This is a genomic window from Shewanella glacialimarina, from assembly GCF_020511155.1.
Classification (GTDB): Bacteria; Pseudomonadota; Gammaproteobacteria; order Enterobacterales; family Shewanellaceae; genus Shewanella; species Shewanella glacialimarina.
The window spans coordinates 1,845,067-1,869,126 of record NZ_CP041216.1 but is presented as its reverse complement, the minus strand read 5'-3'; the positions used below and the strand labels follow the sequence as shown (position 1 = coordinate 1,869,126).

The 24,060-nt window shown below is 38.4% G+C and carries 17 protein-coding genes and 1 pseudogene; all 18 read right to left on the bottom strand.

Annotated elements, in window-relative coordinates:
• Position 1 precedes the first annotated feature (1 nt).
• Positions 2–1,858: a type VI secretion system tip protein TssI/VgrG gene (gene tssI / locus FJ709_RS08010; protein ID WP_226415247.1), complete on the bottom strand. Its 1,857-nt coding sequence runs from the start codon at positions 1,856–1,858 to the stop codon at positions 2–4.
• A gap of 71 nt (positions 1,859–1,929) precedes the next feature.
• On the bottom strand, positions 1,930–2,409 hold the full coding sequence (locus FJ709_RS08005; RefSeq protein ID WP_226415244.1) for an Hcp family type VI secretion system effector: 480 nt from the start codon (positions 2,407–2,409) through the stop codon (positions 1,930–1,932).
• Positions 2,410–2,764: 355 nt separating this feature from the next.
• Entirely contained in the window at positions 2,765–5,362 is a 2,598-nt protein-coding gene (gene tssH, locus FJ709_RS08000) for a type VI secretion system ATPase TssH (RefSeq protein WP_226415242.1), read from the bottom strand.
• A gap of 17 nt (positions 5,363–5,379) precedes the next feature.
• Positions 5,380–6,363, bottom strand: coding sequence for a type VI secretion system baseplate subunit TssG (gene tssG, locus FJ709_RS07995; RefSeq protein ID WP_226415239.1), 984 nt, complete (start codon positions 6,361–6,363; stop codon positions 5,380–5,382).
• Positions 6,360–8,189, bottom strand: a complete 1,830-nt coding sequence (gene tssF / locus FJ709_RS07990; protein ID WP_226415236.1) for a type VI secretion system baseplate subunit TssF — start codon at positions 8,187–8,189, stop codon at positions 6,360–6,362. The genes tssG and tssF overlap by 4 nt, the downstream gene beginning before the upstream one ends.
• Positions 8,186–8,650, bottom strand: a complete 465-nt coding sequence (gene tssE / locus FJ709_RS07985) for a type VI secretion system baseplate subunit TssE (protein ID WP_226415895.1) — start codon at positions 8,648–8,650, stop codon at positions 8,186–8,188. Before tssE ends, tssF begins: the two co-directional genes overlap by 4 nt.
• Positions 8,651–8,680: 30 nt before the next feature.
• Entirely contained in the window at positions 8,681–9,469 is a 789-nt protein-coding gene (locus tag FJ709_RS07980; RefSeq protein WP_226415233.1) for a type VI secretion system accessory protein TagJ, read from the bottom strand.
• A gap of 18 nt (positions 9,470–9,487) precedes the next feature.
• Positions 9,488–11,023 (bottom strand): type VI secretion system contractile sheath large subunit, encoded by a 1,536-nt coding sequence (tssC, locus tag FJ709_RS07975; protein WP_226415230.1) that lies wholly within the window; start codon positions 11,021–11,023, stop codon positions 9,488–9,490.
• Positions 11,024–11,069: 46 nt separating this feature from the next.
• Positions 11,070–12,562: pseudogene (gene tssC / locus FJ709_RS07970) on the bottom strand (type VI secretion system contractile sheath large subunit).
• Positions 12,562–13,062 (bottom strand): type VI secretion system contractile sheath small subunit, encoded by a 501-nt coding sequence (gene tssB / locus FJ709_RS07965; RefSeq protein ID WP_226415228.1) that lies wholly within the window; start codon positions 13,060–13,062, stop codon positions 12,562–12,564. The pseudogene tssC (FJ709_RS07970) and the gene tssB overlap by 1 nt, the downstream one beginning before the upstream one ends.
• A gap of 41 nt (positions 13,063–13,103) precedes the next feature.
• Entirely contained in the window at positions 13,104–14,204 is a 1,101-nt protein-coding gene (gene tssA, locus FJ709_RS07960) for a type VI secretion system protein TssA (RefSeq protein WP_226415225.1), read from the bottom strand.
• 283 nt (positions 14,205–14,487) lie between these two features.
• A complete protein-coding gene (locus tag FJ709_RS07955; RefSeq protein ID WP_226415222.1) occupies positions 14,488–15,255 on the bottom strand; it encodes a PP2C family protein-serine/threonine phosphatase in 768 nt (255 codons plus the stop codon).
• Positions 15,246–15,977 carry a type VI secretion system-associated protein TagF gene (tagF, locus tag FJ709_RS07950; RefSeq protein WP_226415220.1) on the bottom strand — a complete coding sequence of 244 codons (732 nt, stop codon included), beginning with the start codon at positions 15,975–15,977 and terminating at the stop codon, positions 15,246–15,248. The genes FJ709_RS07955 and tagF overlap by 10 nt, the downstream gene beginning before the upstream one ends.
• Positions 15,959–19,504 carry a type VI secretion system membrane subunit TssM gene (tssM, locus tag FJ709_RS07945; RefSeq protein ID WP_226415218.1) on the bottom strand — a complete coding sequence of 1,182 codons (3,546 nt, stop codon included), beginning with the start codon at positions 19,502–19,504 and terminating at the stop codon, positions 15,959–15,961. The genes tagF and tssM overlap by 19 nt, the downstream gene beginning before the upstream one ends.
• Positions 19,505–19,526: 22 nt before the next feature.
• On the bottom strand, positions 19,527–20,765 hold the full coding sequence (gene tssL, locus FJ709_RS07940) for a type VI secretion system protein TssL, long form (RefSeq protein WP_226415216.1): 1,239 nt from the start codon (positions 20,763–20,765) through the stop codon (positions 19,527–19,529).
• A gap of 75 nt (positions 20,766–20,840) precedes the next feature.
• Entirely contained in the window at positions 20,841–22,169 is a 1,329-nt protein-coding gene (gene tssK / locus FJ709_RS07935; protein ID WP_226415214.1) for a type VI secretion system baseplate subunit TssK, read from the bottom strand.
• A gap of 62 nt (positions 22,170–22,231) precedes the next feature.
• On the bottom strand, positions 22,232–22,702 hold the full coding sequence (tssJ, locus tag FJ709_RS07930) for a type VI secretion system lipoprotein TssJ (protein ID WP_226415212.1): 471 nt from the start codon (positions 22,700–22,702) through the stop codon (positions 22,232–22,234).
• 18 nt (positions 22,703–22,720) lie between these two features.
• Positions 22,721–24,046, bottom strand: coding sequence for a type VI secretion system-associated FHA domain protein TagH (tagH, locus tag FJ709_RS07925; protein WP_226415210.1), 1,326 nt, complete (start codon positions 24,044–24,046; stop codon positions 22,721–22,723).
• Between the last annotated feature and the right edge of the window lie 14 nt (positions 24,047–24,060).

Genomic DNA, 24,060 nt, shown 5'->3' with positions numbered 1-24,060 from the left:
ATTAATTTAACTTAATTTGAGCAGCTTTAAGTGCAATACTCGTCCCATTGACTTTAATATCAGTACCTTTGATTTTGATATTGGTTCCTTCAATTGAAATAGAGCCATCACTACTCATCTTGATACTTGCACTACCGGTTTTAATGACAATTTCGTTGCCGGCTTCAATATTTAACACTTTACCCACTTTAACTGTGTCATTATTGCTAATTTCAATTTTACGATCATTGCCAACTTTGCCATTGTCATTATTAATGACTTCTGTAAAACGATCATTACCCACTTTATCTTTCTGGTCATTTTTGACATTAAGCTGATGATCCTTCTCGGCTTGGAAGAATAATAATTCCTTACCTTTTTCATCATCAAAACGTAACTCGTTGTAGTTATCAGCGCCACCATCTTTTGTGCTATGAGATTTAATACCCGATTGTGTTTTCTTAGATGGTAATGCGTACGGCGGCATTAAGTCAGCATTATACACAGCGCCACTAATGATAGGTTGATCAGGATCGCCATTAATAAATTCAACTAGAACTTCTTGTCCCACTCTAGGGAAGAAAAATGCACCCCATTTATTACCCGCCCAGCTTTGAGCCACACGGATCCAACATGAACTCTTAGAATTAAACTCACCTTCTCTATCCCAATGAAACTGAACTTTTACCCGACCAAACTTATCAATATGTTGTTCATCGCCTGGTTCCCCCGTGACAACCGCAGTTTGAACACCATTAATTAATGGTTTTCTAAGTAAAGAGGTGCTGCGATAAGCTATGGTATTAGGAACACATTCAAAATCATTTTGGTAGACAGAGCCGGAGCCACTCTGACTTGCACCAGACTGGTTCGGTTGGGTGGCAGATGTTCTCAATGCGCTAACAAGAAAACTCTTCCCTTTATAACTGCTGTTTTCATGATCTTTAAAAGTAAAGAATTTACCCACAGTAAAACTGCGACAGTCGCTTTGGCCACTGCATTTATTCATGTCTTTTTGACAGGCTTCAAGCTGGTTATTAGCTACAGGCTGTGAGCGTTTATTGAATTCGGACTCACCTAGGTACTCAAAGACTTCAAGTGGCTTCTGCTCTGGTAGACTAGCTTTGGCGTTACTACCAGAAGGAAACTTTTTCGGCTGAGTATAATCATACCCCTTATTCATGAAGCCACCGCTAACCATGCTCATCCCCCCTTGCCAATGGGACACATGTGACTCAGCTAAATGACCAGAAAAACAACGAACCTGGGCTTCATCACAGGTATTATAGGCAGTAATATCATCTGCTAATACCAACTTGTGATCACTTAAACTATGGTCAAAAAAGTAAAAAATACCTTCTTGCTGCAATAAGCGATTAATGAAATCTAAATCTGACTCTAGGTACTGAACACAGTACTCATATTTAGGATAGGTCCGGGTGGTTTTATTTTGAAAGCTAACACCGTGCTGACCAAATAAATCAGTAAGAATATCAATGACGGACTTGTTTTGAAAAATACGACAGTTGGTGCGTTTTTTCATTAATGCTGCACGCGGTACAATGACAGCATGATAATCAATATAATCTTCAGCTACATCAGATGCCGCTGTACGCATTCCTGCGGATTCAATATGGCTTACCACTCCATGGAAGTATCGAACAGCTCCTGCACTTTGTGCATTTCGCAAAGTAATGCACACATTCTTACCGACCAAACTTTCAAGGTTGATTTGCTTACCAACGGTAAACATTGACACACTGATAGAGAATAGCTGTGATATAGCTTCAGTGGCAGTAAAATGTGTGAGGTAAAGGATATCCTTACCAAGAGGAGTGGTAATACTGATAATATTATTTTTTTGAGTGGCCTTAAGCATTCCTTGCCTCAGTCTTTTAAGATAAAGAACCCGGGGAAACACGTTCCCCAGGATTCAAGATCACAAACAAATTACATTTGTTGACCTTTAACACCGCTATAGCCATAACGTAGCGCTGCAGTAATGTTATTTTTATCATCAGTAGGAGTAACAGCCATCATCATTTCAGTGTAGCTGATGGTAATAGTCTCAACTGGACGATCACCATGTACAGAAACGCTATAGCTAGAAATCATTGCATCTGTTAATTCAATTTGCATGATTTCTTCAATTTTATCACCTTGTTTAGTGATATGAAAAACAGCTTTTTTACCTTTACCAATAGTCGCTTCTTTAAAGATATCAGTAGAAGCATTATCTTGTAATTTAGTAATAGTCACGTCACCTAAGCGAGTAGAACTTGCTTCACGATCTTTTGCTGTACCTGTGAAAGAAGAAATTTCACGGCTTACATTCCAATCGACAGAAAGTACAGTGATCATGTCTTTAAATTCTTCAGCGGTAGTTTCGCCTTTAATTCCTTCATAATCTAGATATGTGTTCGCTTGCATTATTAATGCTCCTTTTGCGTATATGTCATCCATTAATGGACAGGTTTATATAAGTTCACAATCAAACTTAATATTTCAATTTATTAAAAATGCACTTTGAAAAAAATTGACCTTAAGTTACCAATTATTTAAAAAGTAGAATTACGTCTAAAGCAAAAATATTATATCAAAGGTAGATTCATAATCAATTATCCTTACGAAAGGAATGTAAAAATATTAAATAAACAACTCAAACCTTAAAAAACAAACGCTTGCAGAATATATCGCCCTTAAAACTTATTAATTTGAAATTTAATAAGGATTAGAAAATACTAAATCTAATACTTTTTAATAACATCTGATTTAATAATTATATTTATACCTTATAAGTAAACTCTTCCTTTTCGATATTTACTTTTACATTTACTGTTTTTTTATTTACTGCCATATTCTGTAAAATCTTAATGGATAAATCTGGCAGCATGGTGTTTTGTAAAATATTGTGCACATTACGAGCGCCAGAACCGGCATCTTGGCACATAGACACAATCTTGGTGACAACATCATCGCTGTAACTAAATTTAGCCTGGTAATGGGTAACTAAACGTTGTCCAACTCGCTGTAATTGCAGTCTAGTTATTTCATTAAGCATCTGCTGAGTTAGTGGTATATAAGGAATAACATTAAGGCGGCCTAAAAATGCTGGTTTAAAGTACGCTAATAAGTCATCTTGAAGGGCTTTTCGTAGTCCACTTATTGACGGTGCGATATCTTCATCTTCAAATAGCGCCATTGTAGTATCAGTTCCCGCATTAGATGTCATAATAATAATGGTGTTTTTAAAATCGACATCACGCCCTTCACCGTCTTTTATTGTCCCTTTATCAAATACTTGATAAAAAATATCCTGCACTCCTGGGTGTGCCTTCTCCATTTCATCAAGTAAAATTACACTGTAAGGTTTACGTCGTACTGCTTCAGTTAATACTCCACCTTCACCATACCCAACATAACCCGGAGGCGAGCCTAATAAGAGCGACACTTTATGCTCTTCTTTAAATTCAGACATATTGATTATGGTCACATTATCTTCACTGCCATAGACTTGTTCGGCTAAAGTTAATGCTGTTTCTGTCTTACCAACGCCACTTGGGCCTGCTAATAAAAACACACCAATTGGACGTTTTTCATCACCTAGTTGAGCACGTGATGTTTGCACCGTTTTAGCAATTAAATCTAATGCGTGATCTTGACCTATTACTCGCTTTGCCATGACATCTTTTAGATTTAAAATTGTTTTTATTTCATCATCTTGCATTTTACCAGCAGGAATACCTGTCCAATCCGAAATAACTTCAGCCACGAGTTGATCATCAACTTGCCAATGCACCATTGGCTGTTTATTACTCGTAAGTTTTTGCTTGTATTCTGATAGTTGGGTGACTAAATTAGCAAATTCCTTTGGCTCATTTTGAATTTGTGTTACTAAAGCGGCAATACTTTTTACCGTTTCTAGCTCTGATTGCCATTGTTCTACAAGCGGTCTAAGGTCTTTTTCAAACAACTTCTGTTTTTTGACTAATTCGGATAGTACTTTATTGTGATCTGAGCCATTTTTCTGCTCTCTATTCAAGATCATTATTTGTGTTTCTAATTGTTGAATTTTGCGTTGTATTACCTCAACAGCACCCGGAGTTGAAGCCTGGCTCATTGCTACTCTGGCACAGGCTGTATCCAATAAGCTCACCGCTTTATCTGGTAACTGGCGCCCTGTTATATAACGATGGGATAGATTTACCGCAGCACAAAGTGCTTGATCTGATACGAGGATCTTATGATGACTTTCCATAACAGGTAATAAACCGCGCATCATATCTATAGCCTGTTCAGGGCTTGGTTCTTCTATTTTTACGACTTGAAAACGCCGGGCTAGTGCTGCATCTTTTTCAAAAAACTTCTTATATTCTGCCCATGTTGTGGCGGCTATAGTCCTTAACTCTCCTCTTGCTAAAGCTGGCTTAAGTAAGTTTGCGGCATCGTTTTGTCCAGCTTGTCCACCACTTCCGATCATAGTGTGCGCTTCATCGATAAATAATATAATCGGCTTTACAGCATTTTTAACTTCATTGATTAATGCTTTGAGTCTATTTTCAAATTCACCTTTGACACCGGCTCCAGCTTGTAACAAAGCTAAGTCAAGTACATGAATTCTCAAATTAAGTAATGCATCAGGTACTTCTTTTTGAGCAATTTTAAGTGCTAAACCTTCAACAACCGCGGTTTTCCCAACTCCCGCCTCTCCCGTTAGGATTGGATTGTTTTGCCGACGTCGAGTCAAAATATCAATCATCTGTCTGATTTCATTGTCGCGACCTAGAATAGGGTCAATTTTACCTAAACACGCTTGCGCAGTAAGATCTTGGGTAAACTGGTCTAGATTAGGTGTTTTGCTTGGTGCTGCTTGGGTTTCTTCAATATCAGCACTTGATACTCTATGCTCCGATGATTGACGGGCTAGTTGCGGCCAAGCGTGTTTTAATTGTGCAGGATCAATTTTCATTAATTGTTTGGCAGAGCGAGAAATTAATGAATTAAGAGAATCATCTGCAAGAAGAGTATAAATTATATAAGCAACTCGAACTTCGCTATCATTAAACTCTATACTGGTATTTAACCAAGACTGTCGAAGTAAGTTTACAATATGCGGCGACAAGCTTGGCGCGGCACTGTTTCCTGTTTTAAACTTTTCAAGTCCTTGACGAACTTCAGCAATAAGCTGATCTTTATGGACAGAGAAGCTGGCATTAATTATATCAAAGTCACCTGATTCGCTTTCTAATAACGCTATTAACCAATGTTCAATTTCAACTGTAAATTGACTACGGCTATGGCAAATACTGGCGGCAGATTCTAAAGATTTTCGGCAAACAGGATTAAGTTTTTCGACCAATTTACTCAGAGTCATTGCTGACATATATAGTCCCTTATTTGTTATATCATTAATCGTTTTAAGTGTTGACCATGCTCTGCACGGTTTAATAATCCACACCCTAACCCTAACGGGACTGCTGACTTTGACAGCTGTGCTTTAGGGGCATCTTGTTGTTTTATTTCTAAATAAATCTTATGCTTAACAGACAGACCTAAATAGCTAATGACTAGGTCCTTCAAAGGGGCATAACCTGGTTCACCCGGCATAAATGCAGCTACAGTCGACTGTTTATTCGGCTTAATATTGATAGTAATGCTTGAGTTAATATCCCATACTCTGTCACCTATGCTGGCATCAACGCCCAAACGAGCATACTGACCTTCAGGTTGCATTCGACTCGCCAATCGTGTTTGCTCTGTGGCCGCTAAATATTGCCACCGCCCCTGAAAAGATAATACTTCAACATCACAACCAGTGAAGTCTTCTAGCATCATTCTTAACGACTCTGCACTGGGTGATTTTCGCTGATAAAAACCGCTGTAATATCGGTGGTAAGAATGCTCACCACTTAATTGGCTTAAGACATGGGTAAAAGTATCTTTTGGCCCCTTATCCGCTGACTCATAATTAACTGCAAACCGATATTTCTCCCAAGCACGATAAAAAAGCGATATAAGACGATGATTAAAAAGATCATAAAAATCGCGCATACCGCTGTCTTTCAAGCGCAACCGCTCTAATACGAGTTCGGTATAATGCTGTGGTAACACACCACTTGGACCTGTTAAACCCATAAATGACACATGAATTTCAGCAGATTTTTTTGTTGTTTGCTTGCTCTCTTTGGGATTAATACGACTGATGGCCTGGCCTGGGAATCCTAGGTGCTGATCCGACTTAAACCGCAATAGTTCTGAAGACGGAATAGAATCATACCCCACCTTAAAACCTTGTTGCTGTTTTGAAAGCTGCTGCTGAAATTGATATACCGCTTGGTAAAAATCATACTCTGTAGGCGCATCAAATATGGCTTGTAAATTCATAGCAGCGGTATCTTCCCTGCTCGAGCAGGCCAAGTATGGTAAATAGCATCTTGGTCTTTAAATCGCATACTCAGCCGAGTAAAGCTATTAACAACGGAAAACTGCGCAAAAAAATGGTCTAAAATACAACAAAAGAAAAATACTCCACTGCCTGAATAATGATCATTAATAAAGGTAATTTCTATATGACTGCCACTGCAAAAACTTATACGTCCACTTTGGTTAACTCTTGCTGTGTCAGTAGTCACATTCACTTGGTAAATATTTTCAATCAATTTCTTATTTTCAGGCGAGCATTTAAAGTCATACAACTTAAGTGTCTGTTTTAAATTATTAAGAGCATTAGGACCACTAAAGCTATCAATTGAGAGGTGGCTGACTAATTGCCAACGGGAAGCATCGCTTAGTGCAGCCCTTACTGGTAATGTCGGCGCTAATAAGCATTTAACTTGTTTAATAATATCAGCCCGTTCAGGGACAAACATTTTAGGTTCATCGGTACTAAATGGTAAATGCGCGGGTAGATTTCGGTTACTGCAAAGCGCGTTAATACTGAGCACCCACGAGCCATAGCCTTCCTCTGCGGTAAACCCTTTAAAATGATGATCGACCAATGATAAATAGGACTCGGTCCCCTGCTCACTATAGCCACCAGCCCAACTCGCAGATTCCCGTCTAACATGCCAAAACAAGTTACTGTGACCAAGATATTGTGGATGAGACTCACCATAAAATGGCGTAACGGCTACTTTGTTATCTTTGGGATCAAATGCAGTAACCTCTTGCACATTGATGATTTCTGTCACTTCGGCATCAGCATAACGCGCGGCTAACTTATACTCATACTGTGCACCATCGATGCTTACTGATTCTAATTTCTGCTCAAATAGGTTAATGATTGGTGTACAACCTAATAAAAAATGGCTTGCTGTTACTTGTTTCTCAAGATCGGATGAACCTTCCTGAAGATAAATATATAACGAAAACTTACTATCAAGGCCTTGCCAACTATCTGATAAATCATCAATATCAAAAAAAAGAAATTTCTCAGGAAAAATAAAGTTTTCTAGTAATAATCGATAACCTGCACTACTGCGCTGACTATAGGGAATAACTTGCTCCGCATCATCAAATCCAACAGATTGTAAATGGCGTTTTGTTAAGAACTTACAGACTGATTGGCTTTCATTTACCAATGCAAAACCTAAGCTATGCTCGAACAGTAATTGGTATAGCTGAAATGTTTGATGGTCTTGTCCATTAAGAAAGAAACGCAGTTTGTCTACGCCTAAGCTAGGCATATTGATTTCTTCAAACTCACACGTAATATCAAGCTTAATAATAGCCTGTGCACGTTCAGGCCATTGAGGCTCGGGAGCATTAAAAGGAGCATTTTGAAATTGCGCCTTTTTTACTTTAATTGGCCACAGTTTCATGTCATAACATGTTTTAAATTGGCATGACTTCATCCCTTCAACCTGTGTTTCAACCTGAGTACCTTTTGGCAATTGCACTCCGGTTGTTGATAGATTTTCAGTTGTAAGCTGAATAACTGACATAGAGGGAATAGGCGCTTGATAATCAGGGTATAGTTGACCTAATAGTGCTTCGGTTAATTCAGGAAAACTATCATCCAACTTTTGTCTTATTTGTGCCGTGAGTAATGAAAATGCCTCAATGAGTCTTGATACATGTGGATCCTCTACATGCTCATCACTCAATCTAAGCCGTCCTGCAACCTTGGGGTACTGCTCTGCAAACTCAGACCCCATATGACGAATAAACGCAAGTTCACGATTGTAATATTCTAGTAATTCTTGGTTCACAATGACGCCTCATTCACTATCATGGCTAAATGCACTGGTTCTACTTCTGAGTCAAAAGTAATAAATTCTGGTTCAGGATCTGCATATAGCAGCGCATTGATTTTTAATCTAAGCACTCTGTCTAATGGTTGTTCTTTATCAACCGTTTCAACCATCACTTCTACAAATCTTGGCTCAAAGCGTTTTATGGTCTCTGCTACTTGCTGACATAACAACTGACGACCATCTAGACTTGCGACAGGCATGGAGGAAAAGTCACGTAAACCATAATTCATGAGTGACTTATCTAGCTCTACTAAATGTTCAGGCCAAGTCTGCCACTGCAATTTTGCATTTAACAAATTTTCAAGATCACGGCGTACATTGGCCCTTAATTGACGTAAATTAAGGCCGCGATGACTGTCTTTGATATCTTGTTCATCAGGAGCATCGTCAATAAGCCTATCTAACACAGATGCCATTATTGGCTGAGCTTTTTTCACTTATTAAGCCTATTGGATCACTGGTGTGTTTATTTTTTTGAACTGGCTTAATGGGCTTGCCTTATCATCAACAAACCACATTTTTAATCCTTTACCGACCATGATGTCCGTAGCAATTTCTTGCCAATCGGTTTCACGCCCCAACTTTTGAGCATCTGTTTCGCTCCCCCCATAAACCATGGGTATGTGAGCTTCACCACTTGGACCATTTTTAATTGCCAGTTCAACACGACGCCAAACATTTTCAATCAATGATGAAACAGGCTTGAAATTGATGTAATCGATCTCTGATAATTGCGCTAAATAATAGTGTCCATCGGTGCCAAAAACCTCAATAAATCCTCCTAAAGTGTCATCCAGATCTCGTATTTCCTCACTTATTCTTCCATCTAGCTCGAGATTAACTTGAGGACGCTGTTGCTCTAAATTTAGTGCACATTGGACAACATCATCTTGCCCATCTGCCAATGCCAGCCTTAACTTCATTAAAGCCTTGCCATGTGGATCTGCATCAGCAAATAATTTAGGCACAGCTTGGCCTTTCATAAAATCCTGACGTGCCTGTTCTGCGCGAATTAATTGACGTAAATTGGCGGCTCCTATTAAGAAGTCAGGATGCTTTTGCACCAAAAAATTTAACTGCTTATCAGCCCGTTCAAGTGACCCATTAATGCACAAGAGCTCAATATGAGCACTTTTAAAATCTACATTTATAGGATCATCTCTTAGCTTACTTTCAACATATGAAATTGCTTCTTGTAGCTGACCATTGTTAAGCATTTGTTGGATCTTATTCATTGCATACCTTTTTTAAAATTAGTTTCTTGACGTAAGTTCAGTAACCAGCTTTATGCTAGATACCATCTGGTCCAATTGAAAGTGAGGTTGAAGTTGGATAATTGAGTAATAATGCCCAGGTTTACCCCGCATTTCTCTAACTTGAACTTGTGCGTTACGTAATGGGTATTGGCTTCTCACATCTTCTGACGACACTTCAGATGCCGTGGTATATTTATGTAACCATAATTGCAGATCTCGCTGACAAGCTTCTGCTGACTGTAAAGACCCTATTTTTTCGCGCCCAATAACTTTGATGTAATGTGCAAAACGAGAAACACATAGGATGTATTGCAACATTGAGGACAACTTTGCATTGATACTGTCTTCTAGTAGTTCGTATTTAGGCGGTTGTTGTACTGAGGCATTACTATAAAAAACTAAATGTTCACAGCCTGATACAGGCGACAGAGGAATAAAGCCTAAGTCTGACAGGGCTTTTTCTGCCTTATCACTGATTAATAAATCAATTGATGGTTTATTGCGCTTTCGGTATAAATCCGTTTCATATTGGCATACCGCCAAATCACACACTAAACCCTTTTTGCGCGCCCCAGGCTCAAGACCTCTTATTTGACCAAACCAACCTGATTCACTAAATGCACGAATAATGACCCCGCCAAAAGCATAAGCGGCATTTCCCCACAAATGATCTTTCTTAGGATTTTTAATCGACTCTTTAAACTTAAAACCTTCACTGCGAGTTCCATCAATTAGATAAGGTGAACGCATCAAGATATTGGGTAATGTAAGTCCAATAAATCTCGCATCATCCATTTTGCGTAGTGAGTTCCACTTTATATATTCTTGTTGCTCAAAAATTTTACCAATATTCATATGTGCAGAAAGATCGGAGAAATCGTCCGCACCAAATAACGATGGACTTGCTGAGGCAATGAAAGGAGCAAAAGCGGCTGCTGCGGTGCGTGATATATCTTTTAAAACATCAATGTCACTCATCGATACACCAGGACGATTTTTATGGCTAATCTGATAATCGCCAATTAGCGCACCAAAAGGTTCACCTCCTGACATATCGTATTCATTATTATAAATAAGTTTAAAAAATTCACTTTGGTCGAATTCAATCGCTTTATTTATATCTTTTGATAACGTTTGCCAACAGCAGTCCAACATTTTAACTTTTACTTTTTGATCTTTATCGTGCATGTTTTGCTGTTCAACAAGATAAAGTACCCCGCGCCAGCTAGCTTCTAAGGCTTGAAAAGATGCATGATGAATGATGGCGTTTATTTGTTGCTCTAATTGCTTATCGATTTGATCGATGGCTTTAAGCAGAAATGGTAAAACGGAGGTTTTATCAAATAGAGTCAACGAATGATGTGAATTCTCTAGCCACAGTAACAAGGATCGAGTTGAATCAGATTCCCTAAGGAAGCGTTCAACCAAATGCTTGTTTTTAAGCTTTTGCGGCGTCGAAGACACTGATGTTTTCACACCAGTGTCTTCGTTAAAAATTTTACTTGTCACAAATGAAATAGCTTCTTGCGTCATCGTTTGTTTCTATCCTTGAAAACAAATGAGGCTCACCTAACGGTGATTAGCCTACTTTCGGAATTTTCGCGACTAAGCGTAAAGAAGCGGTTAACTCTTCCATCTGCAACCAAGGGCGAAGCCAGGCGACTGCATTATAAGATCCCGGTTGACCAGGAATTTCTTTCACTTCAACCTTAGCGTCTGCAAGGGGATATTTAGCACGGATATCCTGACCACCACCTTCAGAAGCATTCACAAAGGATAAGATCCAACGGTTAAGCCATGCTTCAACATCATCAGCCTCCATAAAGCTACCAATCTTATCTCGCGCCATTACTTTTAAGTAATGGGCAAAACGTGATGTGGCCATCAAATATGGCAGGCGGGCAGAAATAGCAGCATTAGCTGTAGCATCATGGTTTGAAAAAATCTTCGGTTTTTGACACGACTGAGAGCCAAAGAAAACAGCATAGTCTGTATGTTTGTAGTGACATAAAGGCAAGAAACCTAACTTACTAAGTTCGGCTTCACGACGGTCTGTAATCCCAATTTCTGTTGGACACTTAAGATCTGGGTCACCATCATCACTGGTAAATACGTGCGCAGGTAAACCTTCGACTTTTCCGCCACCTTCCGCGCCTCGAATAGCAGTACAGAAACCGTACTTACTAAATGCTTGGCCCATATTAGTTGCCATAACATAAGAGGCATTCATCCAGCAATAATCATCATGACCAGCCACTTTAGAACGACCACCTCCGTCGTCTAACTCAAATTCTTCATAGCAAAACTCTTCGACAGGTTTGGTGGCCGAACCGTAAGGTAGACGAGCCAATACTCGTGGCATTGTCAATGTAACAAAGCGTGAGTCATCGCTTTCACGAAATGAGCGCCACTGGGTATATTCTAATGATTCAAATACTTTCTCTAAATCACGTGGCTTGCTGAGTTCAGTCCAATCATCAAAGCCAAATAAAGACGATCCTGCTGCAGAAATAAACGGACAAAATCCTGCGGCTGCAACATTGGACATTAATGATAATGATTCTACATCTTCTGGATGATTACTAAATTCGTAATCACCGACTAAACAACCATATGGCTCGCCACCAGGTGTGCCAAATTCTGCTTCATAGATTTTTTAAACATTTGGCTTTGGTCAAACTCAACGGCTTTGCTTAAATCTTTATGCAGCTCTTTCTTTGATAAACTCATGATACGAATTTTAAGTGTGGCATTCGTTTCAGAGTTTTTGACTGTGTGGTGAAGACCACGCCAGCTACCTTCAAGTTTTTGCAATTCGCGATTATGCATAATGGCAGATAACTGCTTAGAAATGACATCATCTAAGCGGCTAATCGCTTTATTGAATGTAACCGTAAGGTTTTTATCCCATTGAACGGTACCTTTTAATGCTTCTTCTGTTAATGAACGAATTAATTCTTCGGCACGTGATGAATCGGTTTGCTTTGTCGCACCAATCGCTTGCTCCAGAATTGACACACCTAATGTTTTTTCTTCAGATACAGCATCTAATGTAGCGGCTTCCATGCTCATTACTCAGCTCCTTTAAGATTCAGTTCACCTGCTAGTTTGTCTAAACTCGTGGTGTTATTTAATACTTCTTCTAAAATATTCTCTAGATTCTCTGAACGGTCAACCTTAGTCATTAAATCACGTAGCTTATTACGTGTTTCCATTAATTTCTTTAATGGTTCAACTTGGTTGACTATCGCAGCGGGTTCGAAATCCTCTAAGCTATTAAACTGTAAGGAGACATTCATTTCTGAATCATCATCTACCAAGGTATTAGGCACTGAAATATTTAGTTGAGGACTCATACGCTTAAGAACATCGTTAAAGTTGTCACGGTCAATCTGTACAAAACGGCGGTCTTTCAATGGTTTAATGTTTTCGGTATTGTGACCAGTAAAGTCTCCCGTAATACCAATAACAAAAGGCAATTCTTTTTTGACGACTGCACCTTCAGTTTCGATATCATAGGTAATATGGACGCGGGGTTTTCTTACTCGCTTTAATCGATCATGTACACTCATTTGAACTCCTTTCAATAATATTGTGAGTAATCAACTAGGGATTATTCTTCAGTTTTTATTCCAGATAACTTGAAGAAGCCATTCCTCGCTTCACCATCTTGGATTAATTCTTGTAATAACTCAGGTAAACTTAAATCGCTCCAACGTATGACTTGCTCTATGGCATATGACATTGGAGAATGTGGCTCTGTTTGCTTAAAAAATTGCGCTATCGACTCCAGATGGTTAATTGCTTGTGCTCGTGAATGGAGTTGCTTTTCTACGCCTATTATCCCCGTATAATGCGCAGCAGGACCTTCATTACCGTCAATTTCCGTTGGCACATCAACACTTTTATTGTTTTTAGCCAATATAGGTTCAGATATAGAGCGGATTTGTAAAGCGCATGCTTCAAGGGCTTTACGGATATAACTAGTCGGTTGCGGTTGACCAGACATAACCTCGTCCATCACATCTGATAATCTCAAAAATGCTTCAATCGCATCATCAATATCTTGACTGAGTTCGATATAGAAATTATCTGAGGTTTCTTTAATACTAAGCTGTACTTCTTCAAGTGATACTGCACCTGCTTCAAAACGTTTTTCTTGCTTATCGTTATCTAAACGGTCAACATCTAATGCTTGCTCATACTGCCAAGTAGAAAATACAAAATTACCTTCTGTAATTGGAATTGTCTTAATAGGCTGAATTAACGAGCCTTCACTATCAATTCCGTTAAGGCCGATAAGTGGTGCGAGTCTTTCTGAGAGATCATCTGGCTCAGGTGTTGGATAAAGATCATCCCAGTACTTTTCAATTAATGATGTCGCAAGTGAAAAACCAAAACTTAGTCCTTTAAAACCATATAAGCGACATGAGGCCTCAATAAACCAAGCGACATATTCAATGTCTTTAGTTTGGGCTTTAAGCATACTGGGAACTTGCTCGAAAATGGGACGCCAATCTATCGCAACGGAAAGAACATCTTCATCGTTAGTAAGGGCTTTGCGCTCTTTTGCGCGTGCATTATTTCGAACGTCTTTTAATAAGTAATATGCAGAGGTAGGGCTAATATCTTCACGCGGATCCTTGCCTGTTACCGCTTCATCAGTAATAGGCAATATTAAATCATCAATTAATAAATTTTTTAACTTTCTCAACTGAATTCAATCCCTGAATTTAATGAACTTTGATTCTAAAACTATGACAAATAAAATGATATAATACTTTTTAATGTTTTTTATGTTTTTTATGTAATAGTAATCACTATTTATTACATACGTTAATTACACAAACACCTAAAAATACACCTAAAGTAATTATTTTTACTTATATTACATTACTAATAACTTAGTTTTATTAAAATTAATAAAGCAACCAATATACTAAACTAAATATTTATATCAACACAAGTCATACTCAAAAAAATATAAATAAATTATGTTATATAAAAACAGGAATGGTTTTATCACACTCATCAGTTTTGACGGCTGTAACTTGAACATTTTTAACGAGAATACAAGTAACATTATCTCTAGCATTACGTACTAATGATGAATGTAATAGAGCTAAACCTGAATCAATAATATTTCCTGCTTTAATAGTCCGCTCTATTTCTATGTCACTTAACTCTTTATTAAGCCCATCACTACATAAAAGAAAAATATCACCTTCTTTCAGGGGCCCGACCTGATAATCAATATCTAAATCTTTATCAACGCCTACAGCGCGGGTAATAATATTTGCTAAAGGATGTGACTCTGCATCTTCTGGCGCGAGAATACCTTCATCAACCATATCATTCACTTGGCTATGATCTTTAGTGAGTTGAACTAAGAATTTATCTCTTGAGCGATATATTCGACTATCTCCAACCCAAAGCAAGTGGTATTGCCCTGCATATAACCACAGAACAACTACTGTACTTCCCGCAACCTTGCCATCAAAATCAGATTGGCTCATCTGCTGAAGTAATCGGTTACTGTTCTGCAAAGAAGACTTTAAAATGCCAACGGTAATTTCTTCAGGGGTTAAGCACTCTAATGATTGCTGAATGCCATCAATTACTAACTGGCTGGCAACATCACCGGCTGCATGTCCGCCCATACCGTCAGCAACAACCCAAACCCCTAAGTGAGGTAATTCTAAAAAAGCGTCTTCATTTATTTCCCTTACTGTACCCCTATGGGTTAATGCATGACTTAAGTGCACGTATTTTCTTCCTTAATTATCCTGGCGGTATTCCAATCACGTTGTATCCACTGCCCATTCAGCATCGATATAAATTGACTCACTGGTGGTAATCCCTCAGTCACAATCACACATGATTCAACTTCTTCTGAACCTTCCGTCCACCAAATACTGTATCGTTTAAATCGCCGCATATATTGCAAATCAAGTAACGACAGTAGATCTAAATTATCAGCTCCTTGGAAAACCCAGGCCTTTTTAGTTTGATCCATCGATTCATGTTCAAAAAAATGACATGTATCTATTCCAACAGTAAATTTATGCTGAGCGAGGGCGTTAAACCAATCTTCCATAGCGATGTCATCTTCAAGCACAGCTAATATATTTTGTTCAAATACTGTCGAGCAAGTATTGTCACGCCATCCCCTTAATGCTGATTGAGTGTGAAATCCCGCTAAGGTAAATGGATAGTGCCTCCCAATCTGATCAACACTGGGGATAACTGTTCCAACAACGGCTTGATCACAGCACACTCCTGCAGAAAGAGAAAAATGCCAAATTGGACTTGTTAAGTAGTATTCCAGCCAATTATTCCCTGCCTGTTCCTTACTAACAGCGATAACAGCTCTAAGCCAGTCATTCCAATTTTTAAAGAAATCCTCATTCAATCCTTGTTGAATAAAATCACCTTTTGCGGGGACTTTGCCACAATATCCAATATGTTTTAAAGATTGGCTGGACATGTAAACTTCTCCATATTTGCCATCCAAAATGGATTGTTTACACTATTAGCACTCAATATCAATTCAGCATTATAACCACTCAAACTAATGAGTAATTTTCCATCCTTTTTGGTTTGAGGACGCTTATTACTTAACTCATCAAGCAGCTTGAAAAAAGACCACTCCCCTTCATATTTCATATTAATTGAACGACCACCATTAGGCGGAGAAAAGGCGATCCGGGTTTCATTATTCGCACTAGGCCCAGGCCAAATAAACATTTCTTTCCTTGTTGGGCCATGGCGATATTTAAGTTGCTGAGAGTCCATTTCCAATAGAAATAAGCTCACACTGCTATCTAATAGCTGCGGCTCTAGAGAGAAATTGATTCTAGGATGATTAGTGCCCGGTTCAAAAAAGGCTTCTTTGATAATCTCGGCTCGTTGATACATGGTTAACACATCATTTCGAATACCAATATTACGCTTGAATCGCCAAGGCTTTTTGCTCGTATCTACATGCATGGCTAAGTATTGGTCCCAAAACTTATCTAAGGTGCCACCGTAACCAAAGAATTTACTAAAATCTTTCAGCCTGACATCTTCTGTGGCACTTCGATTAAAAGGATATCGACCAGCAATAGCCTGCTCAAATTCAGCAAGCACTTGTGATCGCCAAATTCCATTAAACCGCTGGCTTTGATTCGACTTTGCAAATGAACGTGTTTGAATAGCAACATTACTTAACCAACCTTTAACCGGGTAAGGTAAATCAATAAGTTGCTCGGATAAATTGGATCCCATTTGGGCAAAACTTTCTTCTACCGCTTGATTCATTACGCTCCCAGGGCCTTCAGACTGAAGTAACAACTTATTGTAACTTCGATTTAATGCCCTGAGAGTGGTTTGAATTTGATCGATTTCGGTTAGATCTATTTTTAAAATATCAGCAAATGCAACCTCTACTTCTTTACCCGGTAAGTCCATATTAAGATCAATTGCAGTTTCAGGTAGTAGACGATTTAATTGTGCTTTTTTAGACCTAAATGCGACATCTGAAATGTTGCTTGCAACTTCACCTGCGGCTTTTAAGTTATTCGACTCCATCGGCAACTTTGTTAATTCGACATTTTTTTGTACTGCGGCTAAAATCGTTTTTATAGGTTGATCAGGACTAGCTAACGCTGCCGTGACACGTTCAGCCTCTTCAAGAGTTGAATATGATTTAATAGCAACATCACTTAATAAATCCTCCCAGTAGAAAATATAATCTCGAATATACTTAGTTTCTAAATCAGCAGTTAAACGTTTACGAGCTTGTTCATCTAAGTGAGTTAAGTCATCACCATAAACCCAGCTATCTGCAGTTAAATTTTTGATGATCTTGTTTTTTTCAATATTAAAAATGCCATGAAAACCATTAAAGGTATATAAACCTGGAATACCTCGATTAAACGGCCGTCCACTGGTAAAAACTAAACCATCTAAGCTATCTAAACTCAATATATCAACTAACTCAAAGTCAGGAATACTGCTTTGGGAAAAATCACTTTTTAATCGCTGATAAGCACGTTCTACTAAGGGCAACATAGTCAAATTTGCCCGAGCACTGTCTACGACTACTTCATCATATTTATTTCCGCGTATACCTATGCTTAATAGGGTTTCTATATGAGTGTTGAGTTGTTGACGCACTTCAGTATTAACGCTGCCTTGAATGTTGCGGTCAGCATAAGCAGAGAACCAAACTTTAATATTGTCCTCTTTGTAGTATTCTGATTGATATAGCATCAAGTAGGTTTTTAATGTCTCATAAAGATAATTTAAGTGGCCACCATTGGCGTCCATTTCCTCACTGAGAACCGCAAGCATAAAAGGTCTTAAATGAGTTTCTAACGCCCTAATATATGCAGCTGTCGCCGGTTGTTTTAATTTGTCTCCTTGATAGAGGCCAAAAGTCTGTGCATCATTCGCCTTATCTGTTCCAAAACCGACAGGCAAATTTCGAATGATAGTCAAACCTTTTGTTAAGGTAACAATGTCTGATTTTGAAGATAAACCGCCATTTGTGATTGCTTCATATTTAGCTAGATCGGCATAAGTATTATCAATAAGTTGTTTATTCCAGTCATAACTTTGCCACCAAAGGTAACTTGACAACAAGGTTACGGAGGCTGCGATACCTACAGAAATCTTACGCAATAGCTTGTTATGGTTTACATGTTTCCTATTGGTTGACGCTAAGTTTTTTTCTGGAAAAATAACATCTTCAAGCAAGCGTTTTATAAAGTAACTGCGTACTTTATAGGTAGTATTTACTCTGGTTTTACTTTTTAACCCACTGGATAAATGGGTTGATAAATGATCTATAGGGGTCCCTTCTTGTGTGGCACTCGTTAGATATACCCCTCGTAATAATGGCGCTTCTTCATATGCATTAGGAGCAAAGATTTCTTTTAAAAAATCATCCGCTGAACTTTGTAATAGCCTTAACTGTTTTGGAAACTCATAAATTGCCGCTCTACGATCTAAATCTCGTTCATGCCTTAGACGGCTATTAAGTCTGGCATTTAAATGTAATAGCAGGTGATGGAACTCTTTATTAAAAGTGCTCACAACATCACTACCATCATCCATATTTAGTGGGAATGTTACACCCCATATTTGTTCACATTCATCTTTGGTTAAATCATCAAAAAACTCATTGAAACCAGCAACTAAATCTGATTTAGACAGCAGTACATAAACAGGAAAAGTCATGCCTAATTGGTTTTGTAATTCTTGCAGTCGCTGCTTAATCGCTCTAGCATGTAAATTTCTCTCAGTTTTTGTTTGATTTAATAAATCAGACATTCCCATGCTAATAATCACCCCATTGATAGGGCGAATAGGTCGATACTTTTTGAGTAGCCCTAGAAAACCTTGCCAAGCACGAGAATCTTGCTTGATATGACTATCTTGAGTGGTATAGCGGCCTGCTGTATCTATCAATACCGCTTTATTAGTGAACCACCAGTCGCAGTGCCGAGTTCCACCGACTCCCTCAATCATATCTACCCCCATTTTATCTTTTAAGGGATATTCCAAACCTGAATGTTGGATTGCTGTGGTTTTCCCGCTACCTGGTGGGCCAATCATGATGTACCAGGGTAATTCGTAAATACTTTTATTTTTAGTTAATTTAGTGTGCTTTAAAATATCTAACGCTTGGGTCATTTTATTCTGTAACACTTCGATTTCGCTTTTAACTAAATCATCCCCTGTTACCGAACTGCCTTCGTCACCATTAATAAGACTATCGACCATTTTCTCACTTTGCTTTTTACTGTTTATTTGCTTTGAAAAATGTAAAACACCCCAAATAATGATAATAATAAGTAAAACTATGACCCTTACTGCCGCTGATGCTAAAGGTTCATATCCTGCTATGGCGACTAATGGACCACCAAACCAAATTAATAATGCTAAACATGTAAAGCCAATAATTGTGATAACCCATTTGGACTTGAGTACATCAACAATCCTTTTGCCAATTGATTTTAAAGACATCAATACATTCCTTCGTGTAATGCTAGAATAATAAGTCTATTTCGATACGTCGATTAAGAGTGCGGTTCAAATCACTATCGTTAGCAACTCTAGGTTCAGACTCACCTCGTCCTTCAGGCCAAATACGACCACGCAATGATGCACTCTGAGCAAGTACGTCACCGATAGAAGTTGCTCTGGCAAGTGACAAGTGCCAATTTGAAGGATATTTAGAAGTAAAAATCGCTTCATCATCAGTGTGTCCGGTAATTAAAATCTTACCTGAGGTACTTTCGAGCGTGCGCGCAATTTTGGCTAAAATCGCTTCAAAATCTGAACGTGGCTGGGTATTGCCTGAGGAGAACAACTCACCAGCACTAATCCTGATCCGCACCCGATCATTTAGTTGCTCAACTTCAAGTATATTTTTGGAGATCTCTGTTTGTAATAGTTGCTGCAATAGGAGAGCCTCATCACGGCTTATTTGCTGCTCTTCCTCAGCTTGTTGCCAAGGTACTACCGATGTTAGCTGCTTGTATGCTTGCGAAGAATAATCATTAATGCTGTAACTGAATCCCATATAGATAAACAGTAACAAAACACCAAATAATACCCCTATAACCCATAATGGAAAAGGATGTTGAAAGGTAAGATGAGACGCTATATTTTGACGCCAACTGGGAGAAAGTTCGCGGTGAACTTCATCCTTTGTTGATTGAATCGCTAGGTATATACGTTCGCGAAATGCTTCTAATTTTTGATCACCCTGATGCTCAACACGCATTTTGCCAACAAAACCAAGAGTCAGACATAGATACATCAATTCAAGTAGGTTGGACTTTTCATTTGAGTGAACTAATGAAGTATCTAAAAGAGTAAAGAAATACTCCCCTCCTAAAGTTTCATTATGAAACGTTGACAATAAACTATCTGATGCCCAGTAACTTTGTTCTCCCCAAGGAGTATTCAGTACCACTTCATCAATAAAGCAACATATGCAATAGCGAGCAGACTTAATGTCGTCTGACGCGACGTCAGCATTACGTAACTGTTGTTCATAATTTTTAATTAATTCAACGCAATGCACTCGTAAAGTATCGACATCATCATGCTGTGTACTGGCTTTTAATTGAGTACAAATAGACAGCAGTGTACCTGCAAAATCAACAATTGGATTTTGAGCAAGACTAAGCACGGCACGTTGACCTCGATTCTCAAACCTTTGCTCTTGAATTAAGGTTTTTTGATTATCATCATCAATTTTTGGTTTGCTGCTTGCCATCCCCGCCCTTTTCCCTGGCCGAGGCTTAACAATCGTTTTATCGTTCACAACTAACGTCCTTTTATATTGTGTTTGTTATAAGCTAACTGCCCATAGCTCAATTTGTAAATCAGGATAAGCACCTGAGATATGTATGGCTACGCCACCACTTGATTTAAGTTTTATCCAATGACTATTATTTTTATCAAGTTGGAAATAATGATAACCAGCATGGTAAGGTACTTGTCTTGGTGCAACAGGAAGGTTGGTAATTCCGATCCCGGGAAGCTGGTTGTTAACTAATTCACGAATACTTTCTACCGAGCCAATTTTAATCTGTGAAGGTAAACGCTGACGTAACTCATCATTTGGTACATTGGCTTTAACTGCCAAAATGAACTCAGAATTATCCAACATACCTTTATCAGCAATCATCGAGAAATAAACACCAAACTTAGTCTTTTCTAAACTTAATTCAGTCGCACTTTGCTCTAATACACTGCTTAACCCATGATTGACGATAACCATAGTATTACTAAATACATAAGTTAAATTATCATGTTGATATATAGGGAATTTCGGTGACCGTTTATCTGCGCTACTAAAGGTGGATAACTCACCGGCAAAGGCGATTAATGCACAAAATAATTTTTCAGGATGGATATAGCTAGCAACAGAATAATGTTCAAAAATAGGTTGATATCGATTTAGCAATTGCAGCATTAAAAAGTCAGCTATGGAACTTGATGTACCCTGAGATTGGTTTAACCTAGCCGCTATTGCATCTGCACGCTGATGGATCATTCCATTCACTTCAGAATTAATATTCTTTAGTGCTTTAATGTGCTCAATGCCCGTACAGGCAGGAATAAACTTCTTATCGAGCCTGACGACACCTTCATCAGACACGTCAACTACTCTGGCAACGGCAATAGAAACATATCCGGAGCGATCTTCACTTTGTAATTTAAGTCTACAATCGAGCTTTGCTACTTGTAATACCTCCATCGCATCAGAACCCGCGCTGGTGTCGACAATATTATGATCATCAAAAATATAACGGGTGATTTGATTTTGCTCAATTGATGAAATATTTAAACCATTGCTTTTTGTGACAGGCAGTACAATATAAATAAGTTGATCAAGGGTACCCGCTGGCACAGTAATCACTTTAGGTAATGGGCTTTGTTCAGGCATAAGCGCTAACGAATGATCTTGAAACATACATTCAATACGGTCTAAGCCAAACTGCCCTAAAGGCAACAAACTGTAGTTAATGTCTACACTTGTCACCCCCCAGGCAAATGGATTCAGTTTATTAACAACACGTGTTTGTTGATACTGTAAAAAACGCTCTTGTTGCTGCATATGTTGAGGGCGTAAAAACATCCCTTCGGTCCATGCTATTGGGCTAAAATCGCTCATAACTTCCCTATTATTAACGTCTACTACTGATATTCAAACTTTGAATATGCTTGCTTAAGTGACTAATCTTCTTTGCTATATACAGCTATTTGCTCAATATTAATGATGAAATTATCATACCCTGTCGGATCTACAGCAACAACAGATCGCCAACGCGAGGAATCAATATCTCTATAAGCGACAACCACACCAACATAGCGAGTGTTATGACCCAAACTCATTGGGTACTCTCTGATTTCTGAAGGCTGCAACTCCAATTCATCTTTACGGATTAAGTCGGGTCCCAACACTGCTTCTGCATCTTCATATAAGGTAAAAAAGTCTTGAGTATCAAAGATTGTTCTGGAAGATAACTCGAATATTTTTACCACTACAGGCGACGGACGAAGATTAATGTCAGGATTAATATCTGCACTGGCTTGAAAAGTAATATCTGTAGAGGCTGGCACTACTGCATTGATGGTTTTACAGCCAGTATTAACAAGCAACAAGCTAACGATGAAAATGTGATAAATACTTGATTTAAGGTTCATTGAGTCGTCTCCAACTATTTATAATAACTTAAGTTTATTGTCATAGGCTTTAACAAAATCATCTGACAATGCAGCATGTTTGTCTTGCATAAATTCATTTTTCAAATCTTGATGTAAGCTTTTATATACTTTCCACTGTCGACTTTGCTTCTGTCCTGGCAACATATCGGCAAAAGACTGGCTTTGACTTTTTTGCTCAATAAGCTCTGGTGCTAATTGGTTTAATAAACCTTGAAGTGCACCTATAGTGCCTGATGTCAGTGCTATATCGTGTTTTCTGGCATCATTAAAGGCTTCAATAATTGCTTGCTGTGAGGACAAAAAACTTGCACTTTTACTAAGAAATAAATTTCGAAAAACATCATCGATGTTGGCCGAAAACTTTAACGGATTATTTTCTCTTTGCTGAAAAGTAGTGTGGTTAATTCTAAACTCCATTTTTAATTGAGAGCGTTGTCGCAATGAATCCATTAAACCAGTTAACATTAGGTGCATGCTTTGCCCTAGCTCCAACATCAATGTTTCATTCAAGAATTTGGTATAATTTTGCTCATCAACACCCAGCCCTTTAAAAAAAGCTTGAGTCAAAGAATTCGCCTGTAAAGCGGCTTGAGTGGTATTGTTTTGCGAAGGCTGATTCGCTGAAGAGTTAAAATCATAGGCTGGAACAGACTCTCTCACAGGTTGTGTTTGAGCTTGTCCTTTCGGCGACTCAATAACATTTGCATCTGACGGCCCAAAAAAATCTTTATCCCATTCTTCCGGTATGCTTGAGCTAGGCGGTTGAAAATGGTCCTGTAAGTCTGCATTAATATCTGAGAAAAGTGCTGTTTTTTGACTTGATTGATTCAAAAGCCTGTGTGCATCAAAACCTGTCACTCCGTTGCCCGAGGGTTCATTAATGCTCGGAGATTGCTGCTTTTGAGTTACATTTAAATTCGCCTGCAAATTATTCGACGAAACGGCCAAATTGTTTATCTGGTTCATGTCAGCGTTATTTAATGGCTTACTGATTATTTTATTATTAGAAACAAGAGCAGCGCTAACCTCATAGTCACCAAAAGTGAATAAATCTTGATGGTCAATTCTGTGTAATGCTTTTGCACCAAGAGCATCGACAGCTCTATTTACAAACAGTCCATTGGTCGATAAATCTTCAATATAAAAACCATCTTCACGCCTAGAAATGCGAGCATGTGTTCCTGACACAACTTTTTCAGGATCAGGTAAATACCAATCACAGGTTTCTGCTCGCCCCATAGTTAAAGATTGCATAACATTTTTGGTTGTTATCTGTTCGGGAGATAATCGGTGATAACTGACAATTTCTAAAGTTAATTCCATTTTTTCTACGTCAC